Origin of the sequence: Gordonia shandongensis DSM 45094, assembly GCF_000423025.1 — a bacterium.
In the GTDB taxonomy this organism is placed as follows: domain Bacteria; phylum Actinomycetota; class Actinomycetes; order Mycobacteriales; family Mycobacteriaceae; genus Gordonia; species Gordonia shandongensis.
The window spans coordinates 352,579-367,973 of record NZ_AUHE01000001.1; the positions used below are offsets into that span (position 1 = coordinate 352,579).

The 15,395-nt window shown below is 68.2% G+C and carries 14 protein-coding genes and 1 pseudogene; 3 read left to right on the forward strand and 12 right to left on the reverse strand.

The window, feature by feature from the left end:
- Positions 1-146 precede the first annotated feature (146 nt).
- The gene (locus G528_RS0101845; protein ID WP_026917485.1) at positions 147-464 is read left to right on the forward strand and encodes a helix-turn-helix domain-containing protein; all 318 of its coding nucleotides are present in this window, start codon (positions 147-149) and stop codon (positions 462-464) included.
- Here G528_RS0101845 and G528_RS18130 read toward each other — a convergent pair.
- Together G528_RS18130 and G528_RS0101850 are read right to left on the reverse strand one after the other, a co-directional pair.
- Positions 461-1,202: pseudogene (locus tag G528_RS18130) on the reverse strand (DDE-type integrase/transposase/recombinase). The gene G528_RS0101845 and the pseudogene G528_RS18130 overlap by 4 nt on opposite strands.
- Positions 1,203-1,268: 66 nt before the next feature.
- Complete coding sequence (locus tag G528_RS0101850) at positions 1,269-1,997, reverse strand: alpha/beta fold hydrolase (protein ID WP_026917486.1); 729 nt, start codon at positions 1,995-1,997, stop codon at positions 1,269-1,271.
- Positions 1,998-2,070: 73 nt separating this feature from the next.
- Here G528_RS0101850 and G528_RS0101855 point away from each other — a divergent pair, with 73 nt between their 5' ends.
- The gene (locus tag G528_RS0101855) at positions 2,071-2,769 is read left to right on the forward strand and encodes a helix-turn-helix transcriptional regulator (RefSeq protein ID WP_026917487.1); all 699 of its coding nucleotides are present in this window, start codon (positions 2,071-2,073) and stop codon (positions 2,767-2,769) included.
- An 85-nt stretch (positions 2,770-2,854) separates the two neighbouring features.
- Here the strand turns inward: G528_RS0101855 and G528_RS0101860 are convergent, their stop codons facing one another.
- Both G528_RS0101860 and G528_RS0101865 read right to left on the reverse strand, forming a co-directional pair.
- Positions 2,855-4,390: an HNH endonuclease signature motif containing protein gene (locus G528_RS0101860; RefSeq protein ID WP_026917488.1), complete on the reverse strand. Its 1,536-nt coding sequence runs from the start codon at positions 4,388-4,390 to the stop codon at positions 2,855-2,857.
- A 162-nt stretch (positions 4,391-4,552) separates the two neighbouring features.
- A complete protein-coding gene (locus G528_RS0101865; RefSeq protein ID WP_245569642.1) occupies positions 4,553-5,755 on the reverse strand; it encodes a multidrug effflux MFS transporter in 1,203 nt (400 codons plus the stop codon).
- Between the two features lie 137 nt (positions 5,756-5,892).
- On the opposite strand from G528_RS0101865, the gene G528_RS0101870 reads away from it, so the two are divergent.
- Positions 5,893-7,023, forward strand: coding sequence for a class I SAM-dependent methyltransferase (locus tag G528_RS0101870; protein WP_035718534.1), 1,131 nt, complete (start codon positions 5,893-5,895; stop codon positions 7,021-7,023).
- 12 nt (positions 7,024-7,035) lie between these two features.
- Here G528_RS0101870 and G528_RS0101875 read toward each other — a convergent pair whose 3' ends face one another.
- From G528_RS0101875 to G528_RS0101920, 8 genes are all read right to left on the reverse strand, one after another.
- Positions 7,036-7,635, reverse strand: coding sequence for a TetR/AcrR family transcriptional regulator (locus G528_RS0101875; RefSeq protein ID WP_026917491.1), 600 nt, complete (start codon positions 7,633-7,635; stop codon positions 7,036-7,038).
- 199 nt (positions 7,636-7,834) lie between these two features.
- Entirely contained in the window at positions 7,835-9,349 is a 1,515-nt protein-coding gene (locus G528_RS0101885) for an aldehyde dehydrogenase family protein (protein ID WP_026917492.1), read from the reverse strand.
- A gap of 115 nt (positions 9,350-9,464) precedes the next feature.
- Entirely contained in the window at positions 9,465-10,454 is a 990-nt protein-coding gene (locus G528_RS0101890) for an alpha/beta hydrolase (RefSeq protein WP_026917493.1), read from the reverse strand.
- Positions 10,455-10,584: 130 nt separating this feature from the next.
- Positions 10,585-11,310 (reverse strand): hypothetical protein, encoded by a 726-nt coding sequence (locus G528_RS0101895; RefSeq protein WP_026917494.1) that lies wholly within the window; start codon positions 11,308-11,310, stop codon positions 10,585-10,587.
- Between the two features lie 30 nt (positions 11,311-11,340).
- Positions 11,341-11,463 carry a hypothetical protein gene (locus G528_RS18855; protein ID WP_281170323.1) on the reverse strand — a complete coding sequence of 41 codons (123 nt, stop codon included), beginning with the start codon at positions 11,461-11,463 and terminating at the stop codon, positions 11,341-11,343.
- Between the two features lie 622 nt (positions 11,464-12,085).
- Positions 12,086-13,243 (reverse strand): acetyl-CoA C-acetyltransferase, encoded by a 1,158-nt coding sequence (locus tag G528_RS0101910; protein ID WP_026917495.1) that lies wholly within the window; start codon positions 13,241-13,243, stop codon positions 12,086-12,088.
- A 45-nt stretch (positions 13,244-13,288) separates the two neighbouring features.
- Entirely contained in the window at positions 13,289-14,095 is an 807-nt protein-coding gene (locus G528_RS0101915; protein WP_026917496.1) for an SDR family oxidoreductase, read from the reverse strand.
- Positions 14,092-15,354: an acyl-CoA dehydrogenase family protein gene (locus G528_RS0101920; RefSeq protein WP_026917497.1), complete on the reverse strand. Its 1,263-nt coding sequence runs from the start codon at positions 15,352-15,354 to the stop codon at positions 14,092-14,094. The genes G528_RS0101915 and G528_RS0101920 overlap by 4 nt, the downstream gene beginning before the upstream one ends.
- Positions 15,355-15,395: the final 41 nt, after the last annotated feature.

A 15,395-nucleotide genomic window follows, 5' to 3' on the forward strand; every position in this document is an offset into this window, starting at 1 on the left:
GATCCCATCGTCTGCGGCGTCCCGTGTGGACACCGTCACAGATATAGACCCGCGGCGTCGCCGAAACTGATCGATGGGTCGCCACACGATCGGTTGCAGCACCGCGAATCGGGCCCCGGCGTCGCCCTCGATGGGACACTGGAGGCATGGCTGACATCGAGATCCACATGGACGGTTCCCTCGCTCGCGCCGCCCGGCACCTCATCCAGGTGTCGGCGCGGACCATCGCCCGGTACTCGGGCATCGACACCGAGACGCTTCGGCGCTACGAGAAGGGCGGTGACGCGCTCACCGTCGCAGAGATCGAGCGGGTCACCGAGGCGCTCGTGCACTACGGTGCCCGTTTCGTCCCCGAAGACGAGACCGGCGGCTGCGGTGTACGCCGCAAGTTCTCGCGGACCACGGTCGCGCGCATCGAGAACTGGGAGAGCGAAGGCGGCCCCGTCGCCGACGACGACGTCTAGCTGTACTGACCGGACACGTTGATCAATCGTGAGAAGGGCGGCCGGCCTCCGCAGGCGGTGTGGGGTCGGTGGTGGTTGTAGTAGTGCAGCCAGCCAGTGAGTTCACCGCGACGCTCGCTTTCGGACTTGTAGCAGCGAGCGTAGGACCAGCCATCGGCCATGGTCCGGTGGAAGCGTTCAACTTTCCCGTTGGTCTGTGGCCGATACGGACAGGTTCGTTTGTGCGTAATGCCGCGCTCAGCGCAGGTGTCTCGCCATAGGTGCGACCGGTAGGCACCCCCGTTGTCCGAGAGCACCCGTTCAACAATGACTCCCCGCTGGCCGAACCATTCCACTGCTCGGGACAGAACCGCCGTTGCGGTGATCGCGGTGTCGTCGTCATGGATCTCAGCGTGTGCAACGCGGGAATAGTCGTCGATGACAGTGTGGACGTAGGCCTTTCCCATGAGTGGGTTGGCGTACTTGTTCCGGGGTTTGTCCGGAGTGGAGCTTCGATTTCTCTCTCCTTGCTGCCGGCCGACGTAGCGCCAGCCTCCGCCGTCTGGGATGTTGCCAAGCTTCGTCACATCCACATGAATCCTTGAGCCGGGGTGGTCGTGCTCGTATCGACGGATCGGTTCTCCGCCACGAGACCTGGAATCGGGCTGCGACTTCACTGATCGGCCAGCCGTCGTCAACGACGAGGCGGGCCACTTTCAGTCGGTGGCGCGGTGTGAGAGCAGCGTTTGGATGTGTCATGAGTTCCCTTCGAGACGGAGAAGGGGCCAGCCGGATCGGCTGGCCCCTTCAGGTTGTGGGTGCAGTTCAGCTGGTTTGCGACGCTGCGCGAATGATCTCGGCGAGCTCACGCGGCCGGCTCCACATGGGCCAGTGCCCTGTAGGGAGGTCTACGACATCGACGCGTTCGAGGTTTGCGACCTCCGCGAACATGGGGTGGCCCGCCTTGGCCAGTTTCATCACCTGCTCGCCCGAGATCGAGCAGCACACCAGGGTCGTCAGGACGCTGTTGCGGGCCTCGTTCGTGAGTTCGACGGACTGGCGAAGCACCAGAGCGGGCTCAGGGACTGCCTTCGTTCGGAAGCGCTCGAGTGTTTCGGTGCTCAGCCCTTCGAGGCTAGCCTTCTGCCCAAGGTCATCGAACGACGGCAGGGGCAAGTCTTCAAGCTCGGCCCGGAACTCGGATGCGAACGCAGCGCCATCGGCCACGGGACCGGAATCGACCCACACCACCCGGGCGACCAGCTCGGGGTGCCGGTCGAGAACGAGACTGACGGGGCCGTTGGCACCGCTGTGCGCGACGAGGATCACGGGCTGATCGCCCTGCTCGGCGATCGCGTCCCTGATCGCTGCCGCCTGGTCGTCGACCGTCTTTGCCGCGCGCTCCGCGTCGTCCGCGTCGAGACCCGGCAGCGTCATCGCGACTGCGTGCGTGTCATCGGTTGCGAGGTGCTCAACGACGTCGTCCCAGGCCCATGCTCCCAGCCAATGGCCTGGGATAAGGACGATAGGTCGACTGTTATTTGTTGTTGTCATGGGACAAGCCTCCCAGCCCTGTTGGACAAGAGTGTGTCACCATTTATGTCATGAATTTATCGAGGTTTGAGCGGTGAAGCGAGCCGAGCGACTACACGCACTGTCCGAGATGCTGCGTCGCAGTGGGGCACGGGGCGTCTCGGCCGAGCGGTTGGCGCGAGAGTTCGAAGTGTCGGTCCGCACTGTCAAGCGTGACCTCGACGCGTTGGAGAACAGCGGCGCGCCGATCTGGTCCCGCCCTGGCCCAGGCGGGGGATACGGGCTAGCCAAGGGTGCGACCCTTCCGCCCGTCACCCTGTCCCCGGCGCAGGCCGTGGCGCTCATGGTGGCGGTCTCCGCCGCGTCAGATGCGCCCTATGCAGATCTGGCAGGGGCCGGGGTCCGGAAGATCATGGACGTCCTCGACCCCAAGACCCGAGCGCAGGCCGACGAGCTTGCCCACCGGATCTGGGTCAATTCGCTTCCCTCTTCCTCACGCTCCATCCGGTCAGCCATAGAGGAGGCGATGGCAGAGCAAAGAGTGCTCCGCATTCGCTATACGTCGCGGGAGGGCACCACGACTGCTCGTGACGTCGAACCTGTGCTGTTCGCTTCCACGAGCGGCCGGTGGTATCTAGTCGGATGGTGCCTCCTGCGCGATGCGATGCGTTGGTTCGCCGTGTCGCGCATCGAGCACGCCGCCGTCACCATGACGGCCTGCAGCGGCCACACCATCCAGGAGGTCGGGGAGCCCCCGGCGAACGCCAGGCCCATTCATGGCCACGACGAGTGACTGCCTCGATCAATCTCTACGGTCAGTACTTCAGCAACCTCTGCCGCACGGGTGCGGACATGCCGGTGCCCCGGCCTCCTCGTGGTTACGAGGCGGTCGGGAACCGGACGTCCGTCCCGTCGATCGGTGGACCGTGGTGTGCCGCGAGGTCGGCGAGCAGTCGGTACTCGGCATCGGAGACCACGGGCGACGGCGGGTGGGCATCGGGTGGTCGTCGTCGGATCGGGAGATCCGCGTAATGAATCGGATTGGTGCGTACGGGTCCGTCACGGTCGGCGACCCGCCATCCGACGCGACCGGCCTCGGGCCCGGCTTCGGGACCGAGGACCTCGGTGTCCCACCGCGCCGGACCGGCGCTGGCCGCACGGTTGTGTCCGCCGCACGCCGCGCCGAGATTGTCGATGTCGGTGGGCCCACCGTGCTGCCAGTCGGGCATGTGGTGTGCCTGCGTCATGGAGAACGGTCGATCGCAGCCCGGGGCGGTGCAGCCGCGATCGCGGCCGAACAGAGCCAATCGCTGGGCCCTGCTCGCCAGCCGCCGGCCGCGACCGAAGTAGAGGATCTGTCGTGAACCCGCGGCGAAGACTTCGAGGTACGGGACGGCGTCGGCCGCGAGGTCGACCAGATCCGCCACCGGAACGCGGGTCCCGGTGGCCGTGAGCGCGATGCCACAGCCGGCCGCGAGATCGGCGAGATCAGCGGTGATGACCAGCTGGGACGACAGTGAATCCGAGGGGCCCAGCCCGCCGTGCGCCAAGACGAAGTCGGCGAAGGCCTCGAGTGCATCGTGATTGCGCTGGGCGGGCGAGCGAAGATCTCGATCCGCGGCGGCCTGCAGAACCGCGGGGTCCAGACCGGGGGCGTCGGCGGCACCGCGGGGCGAATCGGGATCGTCGGGATTGTTGACGCCGGGCGCCGCCCACGCGGTGAGGATCACGTCGAGTTTGGCGCGCAGCTGCGGCGTGAGCTCACCGGCGAGCCGCGACATCAGCCGGACGTCCTGCTGTCCCAGCGTGACACTGCGGTTACGGCGCCGATCGCGGTCGTCGGTCTCCTGCCCGTCGGGGTCGAGGTGGGCGAGCAGGCGAATGCCGACCTTGGTGAGCTGGTCCGGCGACAGCGTGCGTGCCGCCGCGGCCAGGTCGGCCTCGGCGGCGGCGATCACGTCGCCGGGAACGCGGTCGGGAATCCGGCGCATCACATCGGTGATCACGAGGACGTGTGCGGCGGAGACCTCACCGTCTGCCACGGCATCGGCCGCGGTCGGCAGGACGGGATCGAGCAGTTCCCCCTGGAGGTTGGTGAGGCGACCGATCTGCGAGGCCGCCACGGTGCGCCGCTTGACCTCGCCGGGAGACAGGCGCAACCCGAAGCCGAGGAACTGGGACCGACGGATCCAACCAGCCTTACGGTAGGCGGCCCGGTCGGAGACCGCGGTGATGATCGACGCGTCGGCGGCCTCGGCTTTGCGGCGTGCGCATTCGACGGTCTCGGCCACCGTGACGAGATCGTCCTCGGTGAGCGAGTCGAGGTTCGCGTCGCGGAGCGCGTCGGTCACCTGCACCAGGAGGCGAGCGAGGTCGAGCGCATCGTCGGGAAGCGTGGCCGGTTCGGTCGACATCGGAAACACCCCCTGAAACCGTTCGTCCATCAGACGCTCATACATTCGATGTATCTGTGAGTTATATTACTCTGAATTTCTCACGGCGTCCAGAGGGAATCGTTCATGCGTTCGATGTCGACAGGCGGGTCGAGACGCGGTGATGGGCCGGCCTCCCGAAGATCATTCGCGCAGCGTCGTCGCGAACGCAGCGGCCGAGAGCAGGGTGCAGACCAGGACGACCGTCGCCATGGGGATCGCACTGGATGCGCCGCCGAGTCCGGCCAGCGGCGGGACGATCGCGCCGATCAGGAACTGCAGGGTGCCCAGCACCGCCGATCCCGATCCCGCCGTCTCCCGCACCTGGCCGAGCGCCAGGGCGGTCGCATTGCCGGCGGTGAGGCCGAACGACGAGGTGAGGCAGAACATCAGAACCAGCAGCAGCCAGTGCAGATCGGGCGCCAGCACGGTCGTCAGCATCATGGCGACGCCGACCGTCACGAGCATGCCGACGCCGATCGCGAGCAGTCGCTGCGGCCGAACCAGCCCGACGAGCCTGGTGTTGACGGTGCCCGCCATCCCGATGCCGACGGCATTGATCGCGAACAGCAGCGAGAAGACGCCCGGGGAGAAGCCCATCAGATCCTGAATGATGAACGGCGACGCCGAGATGTAGGCGAACATCGCGCCGAAACCGACGGAGAAGCACAGCGTGTATCCCAGGTAGCGGCGGTTCTTCAGGACCGTTCCCACATTCCGAGCGATCGCCCCGGCGTGGAAGTCGTGTCGGCGTTCACGCGGCAGACTCTCCGGAACGAAGGCGAGGACAGCGAGCAGCATGAGCACCGCCAGACCGGTGAGCACGCCGAAGATGCCGCGCCAGCCGATCGGCCCGATGAGGGCGCCGCCGATCAGCGGGGCCGCCACCGGCGCCGCGCTGGTGATGATCATCATGATGCTGAACAGCTTCGCGGCACTGTCGCCCTCGGTCCGGTCGGCGATCACCGCGCGGGCCACCACCACGCCGATCCCGCCGGTCAGTCCCTGAATGAAACGGAACGCGACCAGGACCCCGATCGAGGGCGCCACCGCGCACCCGATCCCGGCGACGATGAGCAGCGTCGTCCCCAGGACGAGGGGGCGCCGCCGTCCGAGACTGTCCGACAGCGGCCCCATCAGCAGCTGTCCCGCGGCCAGGCCGAGCATGAACGTGGTGAGCGTCAGCTGCGCCGCCGCGGGCGAGGTGTGCAGGTCGGCACCGAGCGCGGGCAGACCCGGCAGGTACATGTCGATGGCCAGCGGCGCGATCGCCGAGAGCAGCGCGAGGGTCGCCAGCATCGGTACGGGGATCGCCCGTCGCGGTGCCGCCGTGGGAAGCGAAGACATGCCCGCGACGCTACCGCCGACGACATGCGATTCCGGAATCGCCCCGACCCTGGAGCACACGCTGTGCACCGCGCATCGTCCCGACGGCCGACCCTCGTCGATTCCGGAAACTTCCGCAGGTCGGTACGCTGCCGAGGGTGGACTTCACTGCGCTGCGCCGCGATCCGGACGTCGGTGGTGCCGATCTGGCGGCGTCCGACGCTGCGGACCGGCTGATCCTCGATGAGGCGTCCGCACTGTTGGCGGCCAGTGCACCGGGCACGGTCGCGGTGATCGACGACGCCTACGGGGCGTTGGCGCTCGGGGCTGTCGCCGCCGGCGCCGCGGAGGTGCGCAGTCACCAGGATCTCGTCACCGGAGAGCGGGCGACGGCCCGCAATGCCGACCGGCTCGACGCCCGGGTGACGTCGGTCGCGTTCGGGCCGGGCGCGGTCGCCGGCACCCGGGTGGTGCTCATGCGTCTGCCGCGCAGCCTCGATCGGTTGGCGCAGACCGCGGCGCTGATCGCCGCGCACGCCGACCCCGCCGTCACCGTGGTCGCGGGCGGCCGGATCAAACACATGACGCCGACGATGAACGACGTCCTGGGCGACGTCTTCGGTCGCGTCGACGTCAGCCGTGCGCGGCAGAAGTCGCGTGTCCTGTTCGCGCGGTCGCCCGATGCCGACGCCGGCGCCGGCGCCCTCGCGTCGTGGCCGCGCAGCGAGCGGCACGATGATCTGGGGCTCACGGTCGTCGCGCACGGCGGCGTGTTCGCGGGGACGCGGATCGACGTCGGCACCCGTCTTCTGCTGTCGGTGCTGGGCGATGCCCTCCCCGATGCGACGTCGGCCGTCGACCTCGCGTGCGGCAGCGGTGTGGTGGCCGCGCAGCTGGCGTGTTCCCGCCCGGAACTCCGCGTCGTGGCCACCGACCGTTCGGCGGCGGCCGTGGCGTCGGCGCGGGCGACCGTCGCCGCCAACGATGTCGCCGACCGCGTGCGGGTGGTTCAGGCCGACGGATTGGAGACGCTCGGTGCGGCCTCGCAGCAGCTCGTGGTCGTGAATCCGCCGTTCCACTCCGATGCGGCGCTGTCGACGGGAATCGCCCGGCACCTCTTCGCCGAGGCCGCCCGCACCCTGGTTCCCGGCGGCGAATTGTGGTGCGTCTGGAACTCGCACCTGCGCTACCGCCCGGTGGTGGAGACGATCGTCGGGCCGACGCGTCAGATCGCCCGGAACTCGAAGTTCACGGTCACCGCGTCGGTCAGGCGCCCCTCCCCCGCCTGACTTCGCGGGACGCTACCGCGGGAGGATGCCGTCCAACACGATGGACAGGTACTGGTCGGCGATCTGTTCGACGCTCTTGGCACCGCCCGGCCGGTACCAGCGGACGGCGATCCACACGGTGTCGCGGATGAAGCGGTAGACGAGTTCCACGTCGAGGTCGGCGCGGAAGTCGCCCTCGCGGACGCCGCGGTGCAGAACGGCCTCCCAGAGGCTGCGGAACTCGACGTTGCGCTCGCCGATGTAGGCGAAACGCTCCTGACCGGCGAGCTGTCGGGCCTCGTTCTGGTAGATCGCGACGGCGTTGTGGCGGGCGTCGATCGCCTCGAAGGAGGCGATGACCAGGTGGCGCAGGGTGTCGGTGGCGCTCAGGTCGGCGTCGACGATGCCGCGGTAGCGGGTGAACAGCGAGTCGAGGAAGTCGCGGAGCAGTTCGTCGACCATCGCCTCTTTGGAGTCGAAGTGGTGGTAGAGGCTGCCCGAGAGGATGCCCGCACCGTCGGCGATGTCGCGCACCGTGGTGGAGCGCAGGCCGCGATCGGCGAACAGTTCGCCGGCGATGCCCAGCAGTTCGTCTCTGCGGCGCGATCCGCCGGTCGATGCCTTCGACGCCACTGCAGTCCTCCTCGTCCGACTCCACCCACCCTAACAAGTGCTTGCTTGTTCGACGAGGCCGCATCGCCGTCGGGGCGCTGCCCCCCGAACGAGTATCGCACCGGCTCGGACCCCGCCGGCATCAGCCGGGACGGGATCGGAACCGGTGCGACAGCCCGATCGAGAATCGATCAGCGGCGGATCGATCAGGAGTGAATCATCAGCGGCGGCGCTTGGCGACCTTCTTCATCGCCCGGCCGTTGAGGAACCGCCACGCCGTCATCTGCATGTTCGTCAGACGCGTGTCGCGCTTGCTGAACGGGGCGGTGACGATCTCGGCGAACTTGATCGGCATCGTCGACACCGTGACCGCGCGAGCATGGCTGAAGGTGTTGAAGCCGAACTCACCGTGGTAATTGCCCATGCCCGAACGGCCGACACCGCCGAACGGCAACCCCTGAGAGAGCAGGTGCAGCGCGAAGTCGTTGCCGGAGATCGAACCGCTGCGGGTGTTGTCGGCGACCTTCTTGAGGTTGTCGTTGTCGTCGCCGACCCAGTACAGGGTGAGCGGATGCCCGGCCGAGTTGATCTTGTCGATCGCCTCGGACAGCTCGCGGTACGGGTACACGGTCAGGACCGGGCCGAAGACCTCGTCGTCCTCGATCTTCATCCCGGGCTTCACGCCCGTGAGCAGGGTCGGCGGGATCTTGCGCGCATCCGCGTCGGGGAGGGTCTCGCCGGCCGGGATCACCTGGGTCTTGGTGGCGCCGAGCGACACCGCGTCGTCGATGAGATCGACGATCCGCGTGTAGTTCTTGTCGTTGACGGTCGACGTGTAGTCGCCGTTGCCGAGGACCGTCGGGAAGTTCTTCTTCCACCGGGCGATCACCTTCTCGGTGAACTCGCCGACCTTGGCCTCCGGGACGAACACGTAGTCGGGGCACAGGCACACCTGGCCGCCGTTGATCATGCGGGCGTCGGCCAGGAAGTTGGCCGCCTTGGTGATGTCGGTGGTCGCATCGACGATCGCCGGGTTCTTACCGCCCAACTCGAGGGTCACCGGGATGAGGTTCTTCGCGGCCTCCTGGGCCACCGACGAACCCACCTCGGGCGAGCCGGTGAAGAACATGTGGTCGACCTTGAGCTTCGCGAAGTCGGCGCCGCCGCCGTGCTTGCTCGTGATGACGGCCAGCTCCTCGATGGAGAAGTAGTCCGGCGCCACCCTGGCGATCACGTCGGTGGTCCGGGCCGTGACCGACGACGGACGCATGATCACGCGGTTGCCGGCGGCGAACGCCGACCCCGCGGGCACGATCGTGAGCTGCAGCGGGAAGTTCCACGGACCCATGATCCCGACGACGCCGAGCGGATCACGGCGCAGACGCTGCTTGTAGCCGAGCAGCCCCTGGATCTTGGCGACGTTGCTCTCCTTCATCCACTTCTCGGCGCTGTGCCGCTGGTGGGCGAGGTCGATCATGCAGCCGGCGATGTCGGTCGCGACCGACAGGTCACGCGGCCGCGTGCCGAAGTCGGCGTTCAGCGCCTCCGTGATCTCGGCCTCGTGGTCGAGCAGCATCTGGCACAGCCGGTTGATCCGATCGATGCGGGTCGTGGCATCCGGGATGCCGTCGCGCAGGAACGCGGCCTTCTGGATCTCGAGCAGTTCTTCCATCGTGTGTGCTTCGGACGACACCTTGTCGCCGGCGCGCACGGCCACATCTGCAGGCTTGGTCATTCGGATCTCCCACTCCCTGAGCTCTCACTGATTGAGACGATTTTTCTCACTCATCCCAAGTGTACCGGTCGCGTGGCGCGAATCACAGGGAGCGTCCGCGGGAGATCGCTCGGCGTCAGGCGCCGATCGCCCGACCGATCTGCGGCCACGACTTGTGGAGCTGGTCCTGCCAGTACGGCCACGAGTGGGTGCCGCCGATCGGACGGTCGACGGTCGCCGGGATTCCGAGGCGGGCCAGCTTGCCCGCGAGCTGTTCGGTGCACAGTCGGGTCGCGGCCTCGATGACGCCGCCGGTGACGATGCGGTCGCCGAGCACCATCGGGTCGGGGACCTCGGCGAGGTTGTCGTGCTCACCGGGGAGACCGGTCGCCGCGCTGAGGTACAGCGACGTGCCGCGCAGTCCCGCCGCATGGATCACCGGGTCGTTCTTCTTCCACAGCGGACCGCGGAGCTCGCCCCACATGTTGCGGACGTCGCCGCCGCCGCGGGTCTCCACGACGATGCGCATGAACAGGATTCCGTACTCGCTCGAGGTGCTCGCACATCCGCTGTACGAGCCGACGGCCTTGTAGAGGCCCTTGTTCTGGATCGCGAGGTTGAGCACCGAGGTCGCCGACGACGAGATGCCGGCGATCGCGTTGGAGCCGGTGGTGTTGTACGTGGTGTCGATGGCCGACGGCAGCTCGTCGGCCAGGAAGGTGGCCCACTTGTTGACGCCCAGCTTCGGATCGGTCTTGATCCAGTCGGTGTAGTACGAGAACGCGCCCTGCATCGGGATCACGACGTACACGTTCTTGTTCTCGAAGAACTTCACGACGTCGGTGTTGCGCTGCCAGGTGGCCTTGTCCTCGCCGCCGCCGGCGCCGTTGAGCAGGTAGAGCACCGGCGCGGGCTTCGAGCGGTCCTTGGGGGTGAGGATCGTCAGCGGGATGTCGCGGCCCATCGCCGCCGAGTGCACCGTGATGTCGGCCTGCTGCGGTCCCGTCGAGGTCGACGAGACGACTCCCGGCGCCGCCGAGGCGACGGGCGCGGTGAGGCTTGAGACGGCGAGCGCCGCCGAGGCGACGACGGCCGCGAGGGCGCGACTGGGGCGTGAGCGCTTCATGAGCAGGACTCCTCGTGCGGCACGGGCCGCGACATGGTGATCGGGGATGGGGAGGGATTCAGTTGTGGGGCCGGGCGGTGCCTGTTCGGGCGCCGCATCCGGGCGGTGCGCGTTCGGGTCGGGGCCCGGGTCAGCGGGAGCCGGAGAAGACCGGCGGTCGGTCGGAGACCAGTCCGTAGAGCGTGGATCCGTCGACGAACTCCACTTCGGCGAAGGGCTCTACGCCCCAGCCGCCGATGTAGACGTCGCGGAGCGATTCGAGTCCGGTCCAGACGTAGTAGGGGATCTCGTGGTGGATGCAGTACTTCTCCACCGGTTCCATGAGGGCGCGGATGACGCCCGCGTGGCGCCACTCGGGTTCCACGGCGGCGAAGGTCAGATCGACGGCGTCCGGTGCCGGTGCGTACATCGGCGAGTTCGACCAGAAGTCGACGAGTCTGCGGGCCATGTCCGGTCGGGCGACGAGGTCGCGGGCGTCGCGTTCCTGATCCGCGGGGTCCGGGGCGGGGCCGTCGACTCCCGGGGGGAGCCAGGCCAGCACACCGATCACCTCGGCGGGGTCCGCCTCCTCGGGGTCCGCCTGCTCGGGATTCATGACGCCGAGCAGGTGCCCGGAGTCGGCGATCGATCGAAACAGGATGCGGGCCAGGAGGGAACACGCCTCGGGGTCGGCGACGTGCTCGCCGAGGATCCACCGGTATACGGGGATCTCGGCCAGTGATCGTCCGATCAGACGAAAAGCGCTGGCGAAACGGGGTGCGTCGAGAGTGTCGACCTTCATCGGGCTGCTACCGTCCCAGAGCGGACCGCGGCGCTCGCAGCGCGCCGCGGCCCGCTCCTCGGGTCGGATCGTCATCGACGACCGAACCTCATCGGAGGTCGGACGTCACTCCTCGTCGCCGCCACCGAACTGGCTGCCGCCGTTCTCGTTCGAGCCGAGATCACCGAGCAGTGCGTTGAGGGTCTTCATGAGGCCGTTGACGCCGGAGATGTCTGGGATGTCACCCATGATCGTGCCTTTCGTTCGTACATCGGGGAATTGTCGGCCACAGATAACCGGCGAGCCGGTCTCTGTGGTCCATTCGGACTATAGCGACATGAGATGCGGGTAACACTCGAATCGGAAACCGCTTCGTGTCTCATCGAGGCGAGAATCACCCTCGATGTCGCCGTCTGTCCTGCTCAGGACACTATGACGAGACCGCTGATCCTTCCATCGGAGGACAGAAACACGGCACAGAAGTGCACTCGCCGCCCCAAAATCGTCGTCCGGCGACCACCGCTCGCCCCCCCGCGAACGCCGCCGGGCGGGTCACGGTGCTCGCAGCGCACCGTGACCCGCCCGGGGGTCGATTCGGGGGTCGGACTCAGTCCTCGGCGTCGTCCTCGCCGCCGCTGGAGCCGACCTGGGCCATGAGGGCGTTGATCGTCTTCATGAAGCCCTCGATGCCGGACGTATCGGGCAAGCTACCCATGGGAACACCTTTCACTCACTGTCGGGGAACGACGATCCGGCCCCGTCCCCGAGCGGTCCGGATCGTCTGTTCGGACGATACGTCGGGCCGTGCGGAAACGGGGCCGGATCCGGTCACGACGGCACATTCGTGACGCGGCGAGTCGGCGCTCGGCGGTCAGCCGAGGCGTTCGATGACGGTGACGTTGGCCGTGCCGCCGCCCTCGCACATCGTCTGCAGTCCGTAGCGTCCGCCGGTGCGCTCCAACTCGTTGAGCAGAGTCGCGAACAGCTTGGCCCCGGTGGCGCCCAGCGGGTGCCCGAGTGCGATGCCGCCGCCGTTGGGATTCACCCGATCCGGATCGGCACCGGTCTCCTTGAGCCACGAGAGGACCACCGGCGCGAACGCCTCGTTGATCTCCACCACGTCGATGTCGTCAATGCTCAGCCCGGTCTTCGCCAGCGCGTACTCGGTCGCCGGGATCGGTGCCGAGAGCATCATCACCGGATCGTCGCCGCGCACCGACATGTGGTGGATGCGGGCCCGCGGCGTGAGACCGTACTGCGCCAGCGCCCGCTCGGACACCACGAGCGTCGCCGAGGCGCCGTCGCAGATCTGCGAAGCCACCGCCGCGGTGAGCTGCGACCCCTCGGCCAGGACGTCGAGGGACGCCATCTTCTCCAGGCTCGTCTCCCGCGGGCACTCGTCGACCACGCAGTCGCCCAACGGCACGTATTCGTCGTCGAAGCGACCGGCGTCGATGGCCGCCCGAGCGCGCTGATGACTGCGGAGCGCGAACTCCTCCATCTCCAGTCGGGAGATGTTCCACTTCTTCGCGATCATGTCGGCGCCGACGAACTGGCTGATCTCCTGGTCGCCGAACCGCTCCACCCAGCCCGTCGACTCCGCCGTCGGGGTGGTGAAGCCGAACTGCTGACCGGCGATCATCGCCTGGCTGATCGGGATGGCGCTCATGTTCTGGACACCGCCGGCCAGGACGACGTCCTGCGTGCCGCTCATGACGGCCTGCGCCGCGAAGTGGATGGCCTGCTGGCTCGACCCGCACTGGCGGTCGACGGTGGTCCCCGGGACGCCCAGCGGCATCCCGGCCGCCAGCCAGGCGGTGCGCGCGATGTTGCCGGCCTGCGGACCGATCGTGTCGACGCAGCCGAACACCACGTCGTCGACGACCTCGGGGTCGATCCCGGTGCGCTCGACGATCGCGCGGATCACGTGCGCGCCCATGTCGGCGGGGTGGACGGCGGCGAGCGAGCCGCCGCGCTTGCCGACCGGCGTGCGGACGGCGTCGACGATGTAGGCCTGGGGTGTGGTCATGGTGTCTCCCTGGTGGTGAAGTGCTGGAACGTCGGGCGCCGACCGTCAGGCGCGCTGACTGGAGATCGAGACGATCTCGCCGGTCAGATAGGTGGTGTAGTCGCTGGCGAGCATCGCGATGGTCGCCGCGATCTCCCAGACCTCGGCGGCGCGACCGTACGCCTCGCGGGAGGCCAGTTCGTCGAGCAGCTCGTCGGTCGTGACCTTGGCCAGGAACGGGTGCTTGGCGATCGACGGCGCGACGGCGTTGATGCGGACCCCGTGGTCGGCGGCCTCCACCGCCGAACACCGGGTGAGCGCCATGACTCCGGCCTTGGCGGCCGCGTAGTGCGCCTGACCGCGCTGAGCCCGCCACCCCAGAACCGAGGCGTTGTTCACCAGGACGCCACCGTGCCCGGCGTCGCGGAAGTACCGCAGCGCGGCGCGGGTGGCGCGGAACGTGCTGTTCAGGGTGATGTCCAGGACGCGGTCCCACTGTTCGTCGGTCATGTCGGCCACCGGCGTCTCACCGCCCAGTCCGGCGTTGTTGACCATGACGTCGATGCGGCCGAGCTGCTCGGCGGCCGAGGCGACGAGGGCGTCGACCTGGTCGGTGCTCGAGACGTCGCAGACGAACGACGTGACGGTGCGGTCGCCGAACTCGCCGCGCAGCGTGTCGACCGTCTCGCCGAGGCGCCGCTCATGGAAGTCGGAGACCAGCACGTCGGCGCCCTCCATGAGGGCGCGTCGGGCGGTCGCGAAGCCGATGCCGGTGCCGGCGGCCGCGGTGACGACGACCTTCTTGCCTGCCAGCAGGTTGTGGCCGGCCACCTCGGCGGGCGGGGTGGCCAACGGTGAGACGGGAGTGTTCATGCGCGTGCCTCTCGGGGTAGGCCGAGCACTCGCTCGGCGATGATGTTGCGCTGCACCTCGTTCGAGCCGCCGTAGATGGTGTCGGCGCGAGTGAAGAGCAGGAGTCGTTGCCATTCGTCGAGTTCGACGTGCTCGGGGTCGCGGATGTCGTTGGCGCGGCCCTCGGTGGTCGCGGCCGGTCCGATGAGCGACGGCGCCCCCACGACGGCGACGGCGAGTTCGCCGAGGTCGCGGTGCCAGTTGCCCCACAGCAGTTTGGTCACCGACGCCGCGCCGGTCGCCGAGACGATGTCGCCGGCGAGGGTCCGCTGGGCGTTGGCCTCCATGACGGTCAGGCCGACCTTGGCCCGTCGCAGGCGAGCGGCGATCTCGGGGTCGTCGATGGATCCGTTGCGGCGGGCGAGGTCGATGATGCTCTCGAGTTCGCGCCGGAAGCCGACCTGTTGGCCGAGTGTGGAGACGCCGCGCTCGAACTGGAGCAGGCCCATCGCGACCTTCCATCCCTCGCCGGGGTCGCCGACGATGAGGTCGGCGTCGGTGACGGCGTCGTCGAAGAAGACCTCGTTGAACTCCGAGGTCCCGGTGATCTGTTGGATCGGCCGGATGGTGACGCCGTCCTGGTCGAGCGGGACGAGCAGGAAGCTGAGGCCCCGGTGTCGGGCGGAGCCCTTCTCGGTGCGGGCGATCACGAAGCACCACTGCGACAGGTGGGCCAGCGACGTCCAGATCTTCTGCCCGTTGATCACCCAGTGGTCGCCGTCGAGGGCCGCGGAGGTGGCGACGGCCGCCAGGTCGCTGCCGGCGCCGGGCTCGGAGTATCCCTGCGCCCAGAGTTCGGTGACGTCGACGATCGGCGGCAGGAAGCGCTTCTGCTGTTCGGGTGTCCCGTATTCGATGATGGTGGGACCGAGGAGTTCTTCGCCGAGGTGGTTGACGCGGGCCGGCGCGTTGGCGCGGGCGTATTCGCGGTGGAAGATGATGCGCTGTTCGATGGTGGCGCCGCGGCCGCCGTGTTCCACGGGCCAGCCGAGGCAGGTCCACCCGGCGGCGGCCAGGTGGCGGTCCCATTCGAGCCGCTGCTCGAAGTACTCGTGTTCGCTGCCGGGTCCGCCGCGGCCGCGCAGTTCGGCGAAGTGCCCGACCAGGTTCTCGTCCAGCCAGTCGCGGACCGCCCCGGCGAACACGTCGGCGGCGTTCTCGGTGCGTGCTGCCCATTCGCCGAGATCGACGCTGCGATCGGCGAGATTGATCGACGTCATATCGCTAGCTTAACCTACCAAGCATTTGCTAGGTTTTGTTC